Origin of the sequence: Comamonas nitrativorans (assembly GCF_042654765.1) — a bacterium.
GTDB lineage: Bacteria > Pseudomonadota > Gammaproteobacteria > Burkholderiales > Burkholderiaceae_C > Comamonas > Comamonas nitrativorans.
The window spans coordinates 1-16,217 of record NZ_JBHSEW010000001.1 but is presented as its reverse complement, the minus strand read 5'-3'; the positions used below and the strand labels follow the sequence as shown (position 1 = coordinate 16,217).

Annotated in this window: 17 protein-coding genes and 1 tRNA gene; 9 read left to right on the top strand and 9 right to left on the bottom strand. The window is 64.1% G+C overall.

Features of this window, described 5'->3' with window-relative positions; genetic code table 11:
* Nucleotides 1-101 precede the first annotated feature (101 nt).
* Nucleotides 102-1,151: a lipoyl synthase gene (lipA, locus tag ACFO3A_RS00090; protein WP_377722902.1), complete on the bottom strand. Its 1,050-nt coding sequence runs from the start codon at nucleotides 1,149-1,151 to the stop codon at nucleotides 102-104.
* Nucleotides 1,152-1,388: 237 nt separating this feature from the next.
* Here lipA and ACFO3A_RS00085 point away from each other — a divergent pair, with 237 nt between their 5' ends.
* Nucleotides 1,389-2,312 carry an ATP adenylyltransferase family protein gene (locus tag ACFO3A_RS00085; protein WP_377722901.1) on the top strand — a complete coding sequence of 308 codons (924 nt, stop codon included), beginning with the start codon at nucleotides 1,389-1,391 and terminating at the stop codon, nucleotides 2,310-2,312.
* A gap of 81 nt (nucleotides 2,313-2,393) precedes the next feature.
* Here the strand turns inward: ACFO3A_RS00085 and ACFO3A_RS00080 are convergent, their stop codons facing one another.
* From ACFO3A_RS00080 to ACFO3A_RS00070, 3 genes are all read right to left on the bottom strand, one after another.
* Complete coding sequence (locus ACFO3A_RS00080; RefSeq protein ID WP_377722900.1) at nucleotides 2,394-3,023, bottom strand: protein-methionine-sulfoxide reductase heme-binding subunit MsrQ; 630 nt, start codon at nucleotides 3,021-3,023, stop codon at nucleotides 2,394-2,396.
* Nucleotides 3,024-3,033: 10 nt separating this feature from the next.
* A complete protein-coding gene (gene msrP, locus ACFO3A_RS00075) occupies nucleotides 3,034-4,029 on the bottom strand; it encodes a protein-methionine-sulfoxide reductase catalytic subunit MsrP (RefSeq protein ID WP_377722899.1) in 996 nt (331 codons plus the stop codon).
* Between the two features lie 68 nt (nucleotides 4,030-4,097).
* Nucleotides 4,098-5,906, bottom strand: a complete 1,809-nt coding sequence (locus ACFO3A_RS00070) for a glutamine--tRNA ligase/YqeY domain fusion protein (protein WP_377722898.1) — start codon at nucleotides 5,904-5,906, stop codon at nucleotides 4,098-4,100.
* A gap of 87 nt (nucleotides 5,907-5,993) precedes the next feature.
* Here ACFO3A_RS00070 and aroQ point away from each other — a divergent pair, with 87 nt between their 5' ends.
* Together aroQ and ACFO3A_RS00060 are read left to right on the top strand one after the other, a co-directional pair.
* Nucleotides 5,994-6,440, top strand: a complete 447-nt coding sequence (gene aroQ / locus ACFO3A_RS00065; RefSeq protein WP_377722897.1) for a type II 3-dehydroquinate dehydratase — start codon at nucleotides 5,994-5,996, stop codon at nucleotides 6,438-6,440.
* Nucleotides 6,434-7,348, top strand: coding sequence for an alpha/beta fold hydrolase (locus ACFO3A_RS00060; RefSeq protein ID WP_377722896.1), 915 nt, complete (start codon nucleotides 6,434-6,436; stop codon nucleotides 7,346-7,348). Before aroQ ends, ACFO3A_RS00060 begins: the two co-directional genes overlap by 7 nt.
* A gap of 92 nt (nucleotides 7,349-7,440) precedes the next feature.
* Here ACFO3A_RS00060 and ACFO3A_RS00055 read toward each other — a convergent pair whose 3' ends face one another.
* The 4 genes from ACFO3A_RS00055 to ACFO3A_RS00040 form a co-directional block, all read right to left on the bottom strand.
* The gene (locus tag ACFO3A_RS00055) at nucleotides 7,441-8,253 is read right to left on the bottom strand and encodes a UDP-2,3-diacylglucosamine diphosphatase (protein WP_377722895.1); all 813 of its coding nucleotides are present in this window, start codon (nucleotides 8,251-8,253) and stop codon (nucleotides 7,441-7,443) included.
* Between the two features lie 3 nt (nucleotides 8,254-8,256).
* A complete protein-coding gene (locus tag ACFO3A_RS00050; RefSeq protein ID WP_377722894.1) occupies nucleotides 8,257-8,784 on the bottom strand; it encodes a peptidylprolyl isomerase in 528 nt (175 codons plus the stop codon).
* Between the two features lie 72 nt (nucleotides 8,785-8,856).
* Nucleotides 8,857-9,432: a peptidylprolyl isomerase gene (locus ACFO3A_RS00045; protein ID WP_377722893.1), complete on the bottom strand. Its 576-nt coding sequence runs from the start codon at nucleotides 9,430-9,432 to the stop codon at nucleotides 8,857-8,859.
* 39 nt (nucleotides 9,433-9,471) lie between these two features.
* Nucleotides 9,472-9,981 carry a tetratricopeptide repeat protein gene (locus ACFO3A_RS00040; protein ID WP_377722892.1) on the bottom strand — a complete coding sequence of 170 codons (510 nt, stop codon included), beginning with the start codon at nucleotides 9,979-9,981 and terminating at the stop codon, nucleotides 9,472-9,474.
* A 221-nt stretch (nucleotides 9,982-10,202) separates the two neighbouring features.
* Between ACFO3A_RS00040 and cysS the strand changes: the two genes are divergently transcribed.
* The 6 genes from cysS (at nucleotide 10,203) to ACFO3A_RS00010 (ending at nucleotide 15,914) form a co-directional block, all read left to right on the top strand.
* Nucleotides 10,203-11,585 (top strand): cysteine--tRNA ligase, encoded by a 1,383-nt coding sequence (gene cysS, locus ACFO3A_RS00035; RefSeq protein ID WP_377722891.1) that lies wholly within the window; start codon nucleotides 10,203-10,205, stop codon nucleotides 11,583-11,585.
* Nucleotides 11,586-11,603: 18 nt separating this feature from the next.
* On the top strand, nucleotides 11,604-12,263 hold the full coding sequence (locus tag ACFO3A_RS00030) for a DNA-3-methyladenine glycosylase family protein (protein WP_377722889.1): 660 nt from the start codon (nucleotides 11,604-11,606) through the stop codon (nucleotides 12,261-12,263).
* A gap of 65 nt (nucleotides 12,264-12,328) precedes the next feature.
* Nucleotides 12,329-13,300 carry an acetyl-CoA carboxylase carboxyltransferase subunit alpha gene (locus ACFO3A_RS00025; RefSeq protein WP_377722888.1) on the top strand — a complete coding sequence of 324 codons (972 nt, stop codon included), beginning with the start codon at nucleotides 12,329-12,331 and terminating at the stop codon, nucleotides 13,298-13,300.
* Between the two features lie 139 nt (nucleotides 13,301-13,439).
* A complete protein-coding gene (tilS, locus tag ACFO3A_RS00020; RefSeq protein ID WP_377722887.1) occupies nucleotides 13,440-14,420 on the top strand; it encodes a tRNA lysidine(34) synthetase TilS in 981 nt (326 codons plus the stop codon).
* A gap of 80 nt (nucleotides 14,421-14,500) precedes the next feature.
* Nucleotides 14,501-15,766, top strand: coding sequence for an aspartate kinase (locus ACFO3A_RS00015; protein WP_377722886.1), 1,266 nt, complete (start codon nucleotides 14,501-14,503; stop codon nucleotides 15,764-15,766).
* 55 nt (nucleotides 15,767-15,821) lie between these two features.
* Nucleotides 15,822-15,914 (top strand) — tRNA-Ser (locus tag ACFO3A_RS00010).
* A gap of 44 nt (nucleotides 15,915-15,958) precedes the next feature.
* Here ACFO3A_RS00010 and ACFO3A_RS00005 read toward each other — a convergent pair.
* Nucleotides 15,959-16,217 (bottom strand): hypothetical protein (locus ACFO3A_RS00005; RefSeq protein ID WP_377722885.1); only part of this gene is annotated, 259 nt, incomplete at its 5' end.

Genomic DNA, 16,217 nt, shown 5'->3' with positions numbered 1-16,217 from the left:
TTACAGCACAGCGCTTGTCCGCCAGTGGCGGCAATCCGGGCAAAGCTGCATAACCTTTGGGCTAGATCAGAGCCGGGCCCGGTTGGCCGTGGCGGTCAGGGTCAGCAGCGCATGGCGGTGGTGGCCGATTCGCGCAGGCCCTGCAGCACGTTCAGATCAAGCCCTGCGTTGTTGTGTTCCAGCACCCGCTCGGCGCGGTAGCTGGAGCGCACCAGCGGGCCGGAGACGACTTCCAGGAAGCCCATCCCCATGCCGATGTCGCGGTAGCGCAGGAACTCCTCGGGGGTGACGAAGCGCTGCACCGGCAGGTGGTTCTTCGTCGGACGCATGTACTGGCCCAGGGTGACCACGTCCACATCGGCGGCGCGGATGTCGGCCAGGGCCTGGGTGATTTCCTCGTCCGTCTCGCCCAGGCCCAGCATCAGGCTGGTCTTGGTCACGGTCTGGGGCGCGTGGCGCTTGGCGAACTTGAGCACGTCCAGCGTGACCTCGTAGCTGGCGCGGACGTCGCGCACCGGGTGGGTCAGGCGCTTGACGGTTTCCAGGTTCTGCGCGTAGGTGTCCAGCCCTGCATCCAGCACCTGGGCAACCAGCGCGTGCTGGCCCTGGAAGTCGGGCGTGAGCGCTTCCACCGCCGTGCTGGGCATCCGTTCATGGATGGCGCGGATACAGGCGGCGTAGTGGCCCGCGCCCAGGTCGGGCAGGTCGTCGCGGTCCACCGAGGTCAGCACCACGTATTTCAGGCCCATCAGCGCCACCGCATCGGCCACGTTGGTCGGTTCCTGCGGGTCCAGCCAGCCGTGGGGGTTGCCGGTATTGACCGCGCAGAACTTGCACGCCCGGGTGCAGACCGAGCCCATCAGCATCAGCGTGGCCGTGCCGCGCCCCCAGCATTCGGTGATGTTGGGGCATTTGGATTCGGAACAGACCGTGTGCAGCTTGTGCGAGCGCACGATGTCCATCACCGCTTCGTACTTGGCGCCGTTGGGCACGCGGATGCGCAGCCAGTCGGGCTTTTTCGCGGCGTCGGGAATATCGGCCAGGGCGCTGGGCTTCATCCCGTCCAGCACGGCCTTGGTGCCCTGGGGGGTGACGATTTTCGAGCCCGAAGTCAGGCGCTGGCGGTGGATGGTAATGGTCTGTTCGCTCATGCTGGGAAGCCCTTGGCTGCTGGGCAGCGGTCAATGTCGTAAACCGGCCAAATTGTATCGACCCGGCCTTGTGCGCCGATGGGGCACGCTGGATTCCAGCAGATCCAGCGTGGAATGGGCGTGGCAGGAACAGGTTGAAGGATTAGGGTTTTGCTCTAGCGACGCAAAGTCTTGGAGGAGGTTTTGCTTTCTACAATGGTTTGATTTATTTGAAATTTCAAAGAAGGAGACAACACAATGACCGCTTTGCTCGATGCCATCCGTGGCAAGACCGAAAGTGCCCTGGCCAGTGGCGATTTAAGCCCCCTGGAAACCAGCGAAACGGTGGTGGAGCAAAACGGCCTGCGTTTTATCGTGCGCTGGGCCGAAGCGCTGGCCCGCAAGGATGCGGCCAAAGCCGCCGCCCCGGCCGCAGAGGAAAAAAGTGCCGCAGGGGCCGAAAAAGTCATCCTGCCCGGCGGCCCGCGTGACCCGAACTTCAATCCCTTTCTGAACCCCGACCCGGCCCTGACCGTCGGCCCCATCGGGACCCGGCACACCATCGTGCTGAACAAATTTCCGGTCTGCCTGCACCACCTGGTACTGGCGCGGCGCGAATTTGCCGAGCAGCTCACCCCGCTGGAGCTGTGTGATTTCGAGGTGCTGGCGCAGCTGCTCTCCACCCTGGGCGGCCTGGGCTTTTACAACGGCGGCGCACCGGCAGGCGCCAGCCAGCGCCACAAGCATGTGCAATGGGTGCCCGCCGATCCTGGCAACGCATCCCTGGCGCAACTGGCAGCGGGCCTGCCCGCAGACGCCCAGCCGGGCGTGGTCTACCGCCACCCGGCCTTGCCGATGGCGCACGCCTTGTTGAAGGTGGAAGCGGGCCTGGGCGCCGACCAGAGCGCCAGCGCTGCCGCCCTGCTGGCCGCCTACAACCAGGCCCGCGCCGACCTGGGGCTGGAACCCGGGGCCGACGGCCTGCTGCCTTCCTTCAACATGCTGGCGGGCAATGGCTGGCTGCTGCTGGTGCCGCGCAGCCAGGAACACTTTGAAGGCGTTTCGATCAACGCCTTGTCCTTCGGCGGCACGATTTACGTGCGCCAGCCCGAGCAGGTGGGGCTGATCCGCCAGACCGGCCCGCTGCAAGCACTGGCCAGCGTGGGGCGGAAATCTTCCTGAAAAGAGAGCTGGCAGCGCTTTCTGGATAAGCGCTAGAGGCAAAAAATCTACAAAAAAGGCTGCAAATGCAGCCTTTGTTTTTTACGGCCTTGCCAGTACCCGCCGATACCTGATCCGCCACCACTGCAATGCAGCAACGATGGCGGCGTACACCGCCACCTCGGCCCACTGGTTTTTGCCCAGGCGCATCCAGTAGAAGTGCAGCAGTGCCAGCCAGGCGGCGGCATGGACGCTGTGGTGCAGGCGTTGCCAGCTTTTTGCGCCCAGCACCTGCACGGCGCGGTGGGAAGAGGTCAGCGCCAGCGTCAGCAGCACCAGGGCGGCCAGCGTGCCTACCAGGATGAAGGGACGTTGCCGCAGGTCGTCCAGGGCCAGCGCCCACTGCCACCCCATGTCCAGCCACAGGTAGCACAGGACATGCACGGCGGCGTAGAAAAACGCGAACAGGCCGATCAGGCGGCGCAGCCGCGCCAGGGCGGGCAGGCCCAGCGCCTGGCGCAGCGGCGTGACGGCCAGGGCCAGGCACAGGCCGCGCAAGGCCCAGTCGCCGGTGCTGCGCAGCAGGGCTTCAGCCGGATTGGCGCCCAGCTGCCGGGTGAACAGGGCGTACAGCAGCCAGGCCAGGGGGGCCAAGCACAGGCACCAGACGGCAGGCTTGGCGGCGCGGTGCAGCAGCAGGGCTTGCAGCCGGGCAGGGGCAGGGCGGGCCATTCGGCAATATTCAGTAATAGCGCTTCAAATCCATACCGCTGTAAAGCGAGCCGACTTGCTCGGCGTAGCCGTTGAACAGCTCGGTGGCCCGCTTCGGGGCCAGGAGGCCGCCCTGGCCGATGGGGCGCTCGGTCGCCTGGCTCCAGCGGCGGTGGGGCACGCCGGGGTTGACGTTGGCGTAAAAGCCGTATTCGTGCGGCGCGGCCTTGACCCAGGCGGTGGCCGGCATGTGTTCGACCAGTCGGATGGCGACCAGGCTTTTGGCGCTCTTGAAGCCATATTTCCACGGCACGACCAGGCGCACCGGGGCGCCGTTCTGGTTGGGCAGCACGCGGCCATACATGCCGAAGGCCAGCAGGGTCAGGGGGTGCAGGGCTTCGTCCAGGCGCAGCCCCTCGGTATAGGGCCAGTCCAGGCCGCCCCGGCGCAGGCCGGGCATGTGTTCACGGTCGGCACGGGTGACGAATTCGACGAACTTGGCGCTGCCCAGGGGCTGCACCTGCTTCAGCAACGCCGCCAGCGGGTAGCCGACCCAGGGGATGACCATGCTCCAGCCTTCGACGCAGCGCAGGCGGTAGATGCGTTCCTCCATGGGCTGCAGCCGCAGCAGGTCTTCCAGCGCCCAGGTGCCGGGTTTTTCCACCAGGCCTTCGATGCGCACGCTCCAGGGCCGGGTGGGCATGGCGTGGGCGTAGCGGGCCGGGTCTTCCTTGTCGTAGCCGAATTCGTAGAAGTTGTTGTAGCCGGTGGCATCGGCATACGGCGTTGGCGTTGCGGTCAGCCGCGCCCCTGGCACGGTCGAGGGGCTGGAGGGCAGTGCGGGCAATGTGTCCGGCGCAGCCGGCGCGGCCAGTGCCTCGCGTGCCGCCCAGGCGGTGAGGCCGGTGCTGGCACCGCTGGCAGCCAGTAGCTGCAACAGGCGACGGCGTTCGGCAAAGATGGATTGCGGGGTGATCTCGCTGGCGGCGGGTTGGGGAAACCAGGGGGTGCCGGGGTGTTTGCGCATGAAAACTCCTTCGCCAAGAGGGGGCAAAAGCTGCCAGTGTGCAGCTTTTGCTTGAAATGCGTGCGTGCTTACTTGCCCCAGCTGTCTTTCAGTCCGGTGATTTTGTTGAACACGGGCTTCTCTGTGCGGTGGTCTGCCCGGTCGGCGACAAAGTAGCCGAAGCGCTCGAACTGGAATTTGTCGTCCGGCCGGGCGCTGGCCAGGCTGGGTTCGACGTAGGCGGTGACCACTTTCAGGCTGTCCGGGTTGAGCAGGGCCAGGTAATCCTTGCCACCGGCATCGGGCTGGGCATCGGTGAACAGGCGGTCGTACAGGCGCACCTCGGCCTGCACGGCGTCGTGCTGGGCCACCCAGGTGATGGCGGCCTTGACCTTCACGCTGTCGGCGCCGGGGGTGCCGCTCTTGGTGTCGGGCACCACGGTGGCCAGCACTTTGGTGACCTGGCCGTCGGCATCTTTTTCGCAGCCGGTGCATTCGATGACGTAGCCGCCTTTGAGGCGCACCTTGTTGCCGGGGAACAGGCGCTTGTAGCCCTTGGGCGGGGTTTCCTCGAAGTCCTCGCGCTCGATCCAGACGTGCCGGCCCAGGCCGAAGTGGCGCTGGGGTACGTCGGCGTTGCTGTCTTTACCGTGGGGCAGGGCGGGCAGGTGGCAGGCTTCGATGTGATCGCTGCTGCCAAACATTTCGGCCCAGTTGGTCAGCTCCAGCGGCAGCGGGTCGAGTACCACCATGGCGCGGTGGGCCTGATGCTCCAGGTCTTCGCGCAGGCAGCCGTCCAGCGTGGCGTAGTCGATCCAGGAATAGTCCTTGGTCACGCCGATGCGTTCGCAGAAGTTGCGGATGGCCGCTGGCGTGTAGCCCCGGCGGCGCAGGCCGACGATGGTGGGCATGCGCGGGTCGTCCCAGCCGCTGACGGTGCCGCTGTCGACCAGGTGCTTCAGCTTGCGCTTGCTGGTGATGACGTAGGTCAGGTTCAGGCGCGAGAACTCGTACTGGCGCGGCTGCGGCGTGGCGATCAGGCCGCCTTCGCGCAGGTGGTCGAGCAGCCAGTCGTAGAACGGGCGCTGGTCTTCGAACTCCAGCGTGCAGATGCTGTGGGTGATGTGTTCCAGCGCGTCCTCGATGGGGTGGGCGAAGGTATACATGGGGTAGATGCACCAGGCGTCCCCCGTGTTGTGGTGCGTGGCACGGCGGATGCGGTAAATGGCCGGGTCGCGCAGGTTGATGTTGGGCGCGGCCATGTCGATTTTGGCCCGCAGCACGGCGGCGCCGTCGGCCAGCTTGCCGTCCTTCATGTCGGCAAAGCGTTGCAGGTTGTCCGCCACGTTGCGGCTGCGGTAGGGGCTGTCCTTGCCGGGGGTGGTGAAGTCGCCCCGGTTGGCCCGCATGTCCTCGGCGGATTGTTCGTCCACATAGGCCAGCCCCTGCTCGATCAGGTAAACCGCCGCACGGTGCATGAAGTCGAAGTAGTTGCTGGCGAAATACAGGTGGCTGTGGCCGTCAGCGTCCTGCCAGTCGAAGCCCAGCCAGCGCACGGAATCCTTGATGCTTTCGACGTATTCCTGCTCCTCTTTTTCCGGGTTGGTGTCGTCAAAGCGCAGGTGGCAGATGCCGCCGTAGTCGCGTGCCAGGCCGAAGTTCAGGCAAATGCTCTTGGCGTGGCCCACGTGCAGGTAGCCGTTCGGCTCGGGCGGGAAGCGGGTGCGGATTTTGGCCGTATCGACCTGACCGGCGGCATGGTGGGCTGCATCGCCCGGCCCGCCGCCCCAGTGGCGGCCTGCGTGGGTGCCGCTGTCCAGGTGGTTTTCAATGATCTGGCGCAGGAAGTTGGTCGGCTTGGCGACCGCTTCTGGTGAATGGGGGGTGGTAGTGCTCATATGGCGCTGGATTGTAGGCGGCTGCTCCCGGCTTGGCCGGGCTGAGGTCGGATAATCGGCAGCTTTTGCCACCAGAAAGAACGCACGATGAGCAAGACGGTTTTTGTGCTGAACGGCCCCAATCTGAACCTGCTGGGCACGCGCGAGCCGCAGGTCTACGGGGCGCACACCCTGGCCGATGTGCAGGCGCTGTGCCAGGACGCCTGCACGCGCCACGGCCTGCAATTGCGCTTTCACCAAAGCAACCATGAAGGGCAGTTGCTCGACTGGATTCACGAAGCGGGCCGCCTGCACGCGCAGGGGCAACTGGCCGGGGTGATCCTGAATGCCGGGGCCTACACGCACACCAGCATTGCGCTGATGGACGCCGTCAAGGGCACGGGCGTGGCGCTGCTGGAGCTGCACATCAGCAACGTCTTTGCCCGCGAGTCATTCCGCCACCATTCCTACCTGTCGCCCGTGGCGCGGGCCGTGATGTGCGGTTTCGGCGTGCAGGGCTACGCCCTGGCGGTGGAGGCCGTGGCGCAGTGGTAGAGGCAGAGGATTTTTCCGCCCTGCCCTGGGACGGCCCGGCGCAGGATTACGCCGCCGTGGCGGCCGGCAAGGTCATTCCGCCCGAGGTGGCGCAGTGGCAGGCCAGGGCGCAGCGTGTCACTTTTGCCCATGCGGGCGGCGTGCTGACGGCCCACCATTGGCCCGCAGCGCCTGCGCCCGGCCATCTGCACAGGGCGCCGGTGGTCTTGCTGCATGGCGGCAGCGGCAGCTGGACGCATTGGCTGCGCATGCTGGGGCCGCTGACGCAGGCCGGGCACGCCGTCTGGGCGCTGGATTTGCCGGGCTTCGGCAGCTCCGACCCGCTGCCCGATCAGCAGGATGCCGACGACATGCTGCCGCTGCTGGCCGCCAGCCTGCAACACTGGTTGCCGGGGCAGGCGGTGCAGATCATGGGCTTTTCGCTGGGCGGCATGACAGCGGCGCTGCTGGCGGCAGCGTATCCGGCCCTGGTGCGCCAACTGGTGCTGGTCGGCCCGCCGGGGCTGGGGCTGCGGGACAAGCCCATCTACCGCCTCAAGGGCTGGCGGCATCTGGCCGACCCGGTGGAGCAATTGCGCTGCCACCGGTACAACCTGGGGGCGCTGATGCTGGCCGATGCCCGCCAGATCGACCGCGCCACCCTGGCCCTGCACACCGCCAACGTGCAGCGCGACCGCCTGCCGCGCCGCCGCCTGGCCAGCACCGACATCCTGCGCCAGACCCTGCCGCGCCTGGCCTGCCCGGTGCAGGCGGTATATGGGCAGGAGGACGTGCTGTACCGTGGGCTGTGGCCGCAGGCGGCGGCGTGCTTCAACGGACGGTTGCAGCTGATCGCCGGTGCCGGGCATTGGGTGCAGTACGAGCAGCCGGGGGCGTTTGCGGCCACGGTGCTGCCGATGCTTTTATAAAAATAGCTGTTTCCGATGGATATATAACGATTTCAAGGTATTTTTATCCTAATATCGTTATATATCCAGCGGAAGCAGCTATTGAAAATAAATCAGGAATAGTCCGTCAAAGGAATGCGCTGCCACCGCCCATCGGGCGTGATGCGCAGCACCTCGGCACGCGGGGCCGGGTCGTCGCAATGCCAGTCGGACAGCACGACGCGCGTTTTGCCATCGGGCAGTGCATGGTCGGCCGGGCGGTGCGTGTGGCCGTGAATCAGCGTGTGCGCCTGCGTTTGCGCCAGCCAGTGCTGGACGAGGACGGCATCCGCATCGGCGTACTCCGCGCCCGATTGCTTGCGCTGCTCGCTTTCGCTGCGCAGGTGGTGGGCCAGGGCGCGGCGCTCGGCCAGGGGGCGGGTCAGCAATTGCTGCTGCCACGCCGGGTTGCGGCTGATGGCGCGAAACTGCTGGTATTCGACATCGTCCAGGCACAGCGCATCGCCGTGCGAGAGCAGGATGCGCTGCGGCCCCCAGACGAACAGCGTCGGGTCGGCCAACCCCTGCATCCCGCCGGCGTGCAGAAAATCGGCCCCGGCCAGAAAGTCGCGGTTGCCCACCATGAAATAGATCGGCCGCTGCTGGCTGGCCACGCGCAGGGTGGCGGCGCAGGCGGCCTCGAAGCTGCCGGGTTCCTGCAGGGCATCGTCGCCCACCCAGGCTTCCAGCAGATCGCCCAGGATGAAGATGGCGCTGGCGCGGCTGGCGTGCAGATAGTGCTGCCAGGCGGCCAGGGTCTGCGGTTCGCTGGCCTGCAAATGCAGGTCGGAAATACATTCGACCGCGCTCCAGCCGGGCGGCGCGGCCAACGTCTGGGCGGGCAGCACCGGCGCAGGCAGCGCGGTCGAAGGGGGGGCGGAAGGCAAGGTTTACAGCGCGACGGCTTTGTCGATCACCACGGTGTCGAACGGCACGTCGTCGTGGTAGCCCTTGCGCGTGGTGCGCACTTTCTTGATGCTGTCGACCACGTCCTGGCCCTTGACCACCTTGCCGAACACGGCATAGCCCCAGCCTTGCGCGGAAGGGGAGGTGTGGTTCAAAAAGTCGTTGCCCACGGTGTTGATGAAGAACTGGGCGGTGGCGCTGTGCGGGTCGCCGGTGCGGGCCATGGCGATGGTGTAGGCGTCGTTCTTCAGGCCGTTCTTGGCTTCGTTCTCGATGGGGGCCTGGGTGTCCTTTTGCTGCATGTCGGGGGTGAAGCCGCCGCCCTGGATCATGAAGTTCTTGATCACGCGGTGAAAGATGGTGCCGTTGTAGAAGCCGTCGTTCACGTAGGCCAGGAAGTTTTCCGTGGTTTTCGGCGCTTTTTCGGCGTCCAGCTCCAGGGTGATGACGCCCTGGGTGGCTTCGTCGGCGACGTTGATGGTGATGTGCAGTTCGACTTGGGGATTGCTCATGAGACTCTTTCGTAAATCAAAACCAAGGGGGTGAGTGTGCCAGCACCGCAGGCAGTGGCGCTGTCCAAAAAATTAAAGCAGGGTGGCGGAAATGATTTTCACCGGGGACAGGGGCACATCGTCGTACATGCCGCGCCGCCCAGTGGGTACGGCGCGGATTTTGTCCACCACCTCCTGGCCCTGCACCACCTGACCAAAAACGGCGTAGCCATGACCATCGGGGCGCGGCGCATCCAGGTTGGTGTTGTCGTTGACGTTGATGAAAAACTGCGCCGTGGCCGAGTTGGGGTCGGGCTTGCGGGCCATGGCGATGCTGTAGCGCACGTTTTTCAGGCCGTTGTTCGCTTCCAGCGGAATCGGGGCGCGGGTGGGTTTTTCCTGCAGGCTGGCGGTCATGCCGCCGCCCTGGATCATGAAGTTGCCGATGACGCGGTGAAAGACGGTGCCGTCATAGTGCTTGTCCTTGACGTATTGCAGGAAGTTCTTCACCGTGACCGGCGCCTTGGCAGTCTCCAGCTGCACCACGATGTCGCCCAGCGTGGTGCGCAGTTTGACTTGGGGCTGTGCGGGCGTCATTTGCGCCAGGGCGCTGCCGGCGGTCAGACAGGCGGCCAGGGTCAGCATCAGGGTACGGCGGTGCAGCGGCATGGGGAAAACTCCTTTTTTGGGTTCAGGCCAAGGGCAGGGTCAAGGTTGCAGCAAGGGGGACAGGCCATCAATCTTGCGCTGCACGCCCGGCTGGGTGCCTTGCAGTTTGGTGGCCCGGGTAAAGGCCTGGTGCGCCAGGCGCAGGTAGATGTCGCCCAGGTTTTCATAGGCCACGGGGTAATCCGGGTTGTTGCGCACGGCCTGCAGCAGGGCGCCCCGGGCTTCTTCCAGTTGGCCCTGGCCGGCGTAGAGGACGGCCAGGTTGTTGTACGGCTCGGGCAGCTCGGGGTATTCCTGGGTCAGTCGGGTGAAGGTGGCAATCGCCGCCTGGGTATCCCCTGCGGCCGACTGGGCCGAACCCTGCAAAAAGCGCATCTGCGGATCGCGGGCGTTGCCGGCCAGATAGGTTTGCGCTTGCGCCAGCGCTTCGGTGGTTTTGCCCGCCTTGATGAGTGCGGCTACGTCGCTGTAGGCATCGGCCTGGGCACTGGCGCACAGCACGGCCAAAGCGGCGGGAAGAATGAAACGCAGGGAGGCGAGGCGGGACATAAAAACTCTCGAAAAAAGGAGGCGGTGCGTGCCGTCCGGGCCGGATGTGGGGGCGGGCGGCACTGCAATGGCAGGGGCGTCGGTTTATACTGCGCGGCGATTGTAGCGGCTGCACCTTGGGCAGCCGCTATCGGTTTCAGGGTGTCCGGGCGGTGTTTTACCCCTGGTGCCGTCGGGTGTTTTGCAGACACTGTGCTTGTTCTGCCGGATTGATATTTCCCATGAGTTTGCGTATCTACAACACGCTGTCGCGTGCCCTGGAGGCGTTTGTGCCTCTGCAAAGCGGTCATGTACGCATGTACGTCTGCGGCATGACGGTGTACGACCTGTGCCATTTGGGCCATGCGCGTTCCATGGTGGCGTTCGACGTGGTGCAGCGCTGGCTGCGGGCCAGCGGCTACCAGGTCACGTATGTGCGCAACATCACCGATATCGACGACAAGATCATTCAACGTGCGGTAAAAAACAATGAAACCGTGCGCAACCTGACCGATCGCATGATCGCCGCGCTGCACGAGGATGCCGATGCCCTGGGCATCGAGCGCCCCACGCACGAGCCACGGGCGACCGACTACGTGCCGCAGATGCTCTCCATGATCGGCGCCCTGCAAGCCAAGGGCCTGGCCTACCGGGCCGGCAATGGCGACATGAACTATGCGGTGCGCAAATTCCCCGGCTACGGCAAGCTGTCCGGCAAGTCGCTGGACGAGCTGAACGCCGGCGAGCGCGTGGCCGTACAGGACGGCAAGCGCGACCCGCTGGACTTCGTGCTGTGGAAGTCCGCCAAGACCGAAGAGCCTGAAGAAGTGAAATGGGCCAGCCCCTTTGGCGCAGGCCGCCCCGGCTGGCACATCGAATGCTCGGCCATGGGCTGCGCCCTGCTGGGTGAGAGCTTCGACATCCATGGCGGCGGGGCCGATCTGGCCTTTCCGCACCACGAAAACGAAATCGCACAAAGCGAAGGCGCCACCGGCCAGCCGTTTGCCCGCACCTGGATGCACAACGGCTTCATCAACGTCGACAACGAGAAGATGTCCAAGTCCCTGGGCAACTTCTTCACCATCCGCGACGTGCTGAAAGCGTACGAGCCGGAGGTGGTGCGTTTCTTCGTCGTGCGCAGCCACTACCGCAGCCCGCTGAACTATTCCAACGTGCATCTGGACGATGCCCGCAGCGCCTTGAAGCGCCTGTACACCGCCCTGAGCGTGGTGCCGCCGCAGGAAGTGGCCGCTATCGACTGGGCCAATCCCTACGCCGCCCGTTTCAAGGCGGCAATGGACGAGGACTTCGGCACGCCCGAAGCGGTGGCCGTGCTGTTTGAGCTGGCCGCCGAGGTCAATCGCAGCAAATCTGCGGAACTGGCCGGGGTGTTGCACGCCCTGGGCGGTTGCCTGGGGTTGCTGCAGGCCGACCCGCAAGCCTTCTTGCAAGCCGGTGCTGCGGGGGCGGATACGGCTGCCATCGACGCCCAGATCGCTGCCCGCGCTGCGGCCAAGGCCGCGAAGAACTGGGCCGAGGCCGACCGCATCCGCAACGACCTGCTGGCCCAGGGCATTGTTTTGAAGGATTCGCCCAGCGGCACCACCTGGGAGGCCGCCCAGTAACCGGGCTGCGCTACCGCCATGGCACCTTCCCCCAAAGTACCGCTGCCGGCTGTACCCGACTACGCACCGCCCTATTGGGCGCAGGCGTGCCAGCACCTGGTGAAAAAAGACCGGGTGATGCGCCGCCTGATTCCGCAAATCGGCAGCGAAGCCCTGGCCTCGCGCGGCGACCCGTTCGTCACGCTGGCGCGTTCCATCGTCGGCCAGCAGGTTTCGGTCAAGGCCGCCGCCAGCATTTGGAAGCGCCTGGAAGCCCTGCCTCCGGCCATGGAACCGGCGCACCTGCTGCGCCTGAAAGTGGATGACATGCGTTCGGCGGGGCTATCGGCCCGCAAAGTGGACTATCTGGTCGATTTGTCCATTCACTTTACCGAAGGGCGCTTGCACGCCGATCGCTGGCCCGAGATGGACGATGAGGCCATCATCAGCGAATTGACTGCCATTCGCGGCATTGGCCGCTGGACGGCGCAGATGTGCCTGATGTTCTACCTGCAACGGCCCAACGTCCTGCCGCTGGACGACGTGGGGTTGATCAAGGGCATCAGCCAGTGCTACTTTTCCGGCGACCCGGTCAGTCGCAGCGATGCCCGCGAAGTGGCCGAGGCGTGGAAACCCTGGGCCACGGTGGCAACTTGGTATATTTGGCGCTCGCTGGATCCCCAGCCGGTGGCCTATTGAGCTTTTATTGCGCTTTTGAGTGGAGCCGTTCCCGAGGCCACAGCGCCGGGACAAGGAGAAAAATCTTGGCTAAGAAAACCTTTCTGGACTTCGAGCAACCGATTGCCGAGTTGGAAACCAAAATCGAAGAGCTGCGCTACGTGCAAAGCGAGAGCGCCGTGGACATCGCCGATGAAATCGAGCAGTTGAGCAAAAAAAGCAACCAACTGACCAAAGATATCTACAGCAACCTCACCCCCTGGCAAATCACCAAGATTGCCCGGCACGCCGACCGTCCCTACACCCTGGACTACGTGCGCGAGCTTTTCACCGACTTTGTCGAAATGCACGGCGACCGCCACTTTTCCGACGACAAATCCATCATCGGCGGTCTGGCACGTTTCAACGGCCAGGCGTGCATGGTCATCGGCCACCAGAAAGGGCGCGACACCAAGGAGCGCACGCTGCGCAACTTCGGCATGACCCGCCCCGAGGGCTATCGCAAGGCGCTGCGCCTGATGAAAACGGCGGAAAAGTTCAAGCTGCCGGTGTTCACCTTTGTCGATACCCCCGGCGCCTTCCCCGGCATCGACGCCGAGGAGCGCGGCCAGTCCGAAGCCATTGGCCGCAACATCTTCGAGATGGCGCAGCTCAAGACCCCCATCATCACCACCATCATCGGCGAAGGCGGCTCGGGCGGCGCCCTTGCCATTTCCGTGGCCGATCAGGTGCTGATGCTGCAATACGCCGTGTATTCGGTCATCAGCCCCGAAGGCTGCGCCTCCATCCTGTGGAAGACCGGCGAGAAAGCCTCGGAAGCCGCCGAAGCCATGGGCATCACCGCCCACCGCCTCAAGGCCCTGGGCGTGGTGGACAAAATCGTCAGCGAACCCGTGGGCGGCGCCCACCGCGACCCCAAGCACATGGCCAGCCTGCTCAAACGCGCCCTGGCCGATGCCTGGCGTCAACTGGCCGACCTGGGGCCGGAGGCGCTCCAGCAGCGCCGCTACGACCGCCTGCAAAGCTATGGCCGCTTCACCGACACCAAGGCCCGTTGAGCGGTTTGTGCCTTTTTCTACCATGGCCCTGCGGGGCCATTGTTTTTAGTAGCTGTTTCCGCTTGATATACGGTGATTTCAGACATATTTATCTATGAATTCTTTATAAATAAAGCGGAAGCAGCTATTAAAAATTTTCATGTCCACGCCCATGTCTCCCGCCTTCGCCCAGGCCATCGCGGCCTTCGCTCCGCCACTGCCGCTGGCCGTGGCCTATAGCGGCGGGGCGGATTCCAGCGCCTTGCTGCGGGCCTGTGCCCAGCGCTGGCCCGGGCAGGTGGTGGCGCTGCATGTCCACCACGGCTTGCAGGCAGCGGGAGACGATTTTTTGCAGCACTGCCAGGCGGTGTGCCAAGAGTTGGCGATTCCTTTGGCCGTCGCCCAGGTCGATGCCCGCCATCGCCCGGGGCAAAGCCCGGAAGATGCCGCCCGCCAGCACCGCTATGCCGCCTTGGCAGAACTGGCCCGCACCGGCTTTGCCCAGCCGGTTCGCCACATCGCCCTGGCCCAACATGCCGACGATCAGGTCGAAACCTTATTGCTGGCCCTGTCGCGGGGCGCTGGCGTCGCAGGGCTGGCGGCCATGTCCGCGCACTGGCAGGCTGCAGGCATCGACTGGCATCGTCCCCTGCTGGCCGTGCCGGGGCAGGACTTGCGCTACTGGCTGCGCAGCATCGGTGCCGCCTGGGTCGAGGACCCCAGCAATGCCGATCTGCGCTTTACCCGCAACCGCATCCGCCAGCAACTGCTGCCGGTGCTGGAGCAGGTGTTCCCCCACTTCCGGCACACCTTTGCCCGCTCGTGCGCCCATGCCGCCCAGGCCAAAAATCTGCTGCACGCCCTGGCCGAGCAGGATGCGGCCATCACCGGGCTGCCCCCGGCCATCGCTGCCCTGCAAGCCTTGAGTGCCGAACGTCAGTCCAATGTGCTGCGCCATTGGCTCCTGCACTGCCACGGCACCACGCCCAGCACGGCCCAGCTGCAAGCCCTGCTGGTGCAAATCGCCGCGTGCCGCACGCGAGGCCACCATATCCAGATCAAGATGGGTTCAGGGTTTGTTTGTAGAAAAGGCGCAAATCTGCATTGGTACAATCCCCAGGTTTTGGTCCAAAAACCCTGAGTGCGAAAACCGGCGGCGCGCCAAAACACAGCTTCTTCACAACAGCGCCGTGACTAGCAGTTTCGTCACACCTTTAACCAATGGCACTGTTCGTTCATAAATACGGCGGCACCTCGATGGGCTCCACCGAGCGCATCCGCAACGTCGCCAAGCGCGTGGCCAAGTGGGCACGTGCCGGACACCAAATCGTGGTCGTGCCCAGCGCCATGAGTGGTGAAACCAATCGCCTGCTGGCCCTGGCCGGCGAACTCGCCCCCGGTCACCCCGATACCAGCTACTACCGCGAGCAGGACATGCTGGCCGCCACGGGCGAGCAGGCATCGTCGGCCCTGCTGGCCATGGCCTTGCAGGCCGAGGGGATGCCCGCAGTCAGCTACGCCGGCTGGCAGGTGCCCGTGCGCACCGACAGCAGCTACACCAAGGCCCGCATCGACTCGATCGACGACACCCGCGTGCGGGCCGATCTGGATGCTGGCCGTGTCGTCATCATCACGGGCTTCCAAGGCATCGACCCCAATGGCAATATCACCACCCTGGGGCGCGGCGGCTCGGATACCTCCGCAGTCGCCGTGGCCGCTGCCATCAAGGCCGACGAATGCCTGATCTACACCGATGTCGATGGCGTCTACACCACCGACCCGCGCGTCGTGCCTGTGGCCAAGCGCCTGGGAACCGTCAGTTTCGAGGAAATGCTGGAAATGGCCAGCCTGGGTTCCAAAGTGCTGCAAATCCGCTCCGTCGAATTTGCCGGCAAATACCAGGTTCCCATGCGCGTGCTTTCCAGCTTCACCCCCTGGGATATCGATCTGGCCGAAGAGGCCAGCTCCGGCACTTTGATTACTTTTGAGGAAGACGAAAAAATGGAAAAGGCTGTCGTTTCCGGCATCGCATTCAACCGAGGCGAAGCCAAGATTTCCGTGCTGGGCGTGCCGGACACCCCGGGCATCGCCGCAGCCATCCTGGGCCCGGTGGCCGATGCCAACATCGATATCGATGTCATCATCCAGAACATCTCGAAGGACGGCAAGACCGACTTCAGCTTCACCGTCAACCAAACCGACTTCCAGCAAGCCATGGACTTGCTGCGTGAAAAGGTGGCGCCGGAACTGGGGGCCACCGAAGTGGTCGGCAACCCGAATATCGCCAAGGTCAGCATCGTCGGCATCGGTATGCGTAGCCACGTTGGCGTGGCTTCCACCATGTTCCGTGCATTGGCACAGGAAGGGGTGAACATCCAGATGATCTCCACCTCCGAGATCAAGACCTCCGTGGTCATCGACGAAAAGTACCTGGAACTGGCTGTGCGTGCCCTGCACACGGCCTTTGGTTTGGACAAGGCGGAATAATTTCTGCCGAGTTCGCCAGAACTGCTCAAAATTGTGCTTACAATAGCGGTTCAGCGGAAACGTGACCGAGTGGCCGAAGGTGCTCCCCTGCTAAGGGAGTATGGGGTGTAGAGCCTCATCGAGGGTTCGAATCCCTCCGTTTCCGCCAATTCTTGCTGATGCTCAAAATTCTGTGTAGAATGCGAGGCTTCGCTAAACGAACCGGCCGATGTGTTGGAGAAGTTTGCGAAGGGTCTGAAAAAAATCTTTTTGAATTTTTTCAGACAAACAGCAAAATGCTGTGCTAGAATACAAGGCTTCGCTGATTGCAGCGGTGCTTAGGGGGTTGAAAGACTTCTGTTTGTGATCTTTAACAAGATACAGCCGATAAGCGTGGGTATTTGGTGGTGGATGGAAGTTTGCCATTGAATGCTCATGTGAATATGAAGTGAAGTTCACTTCAATTCCGTTT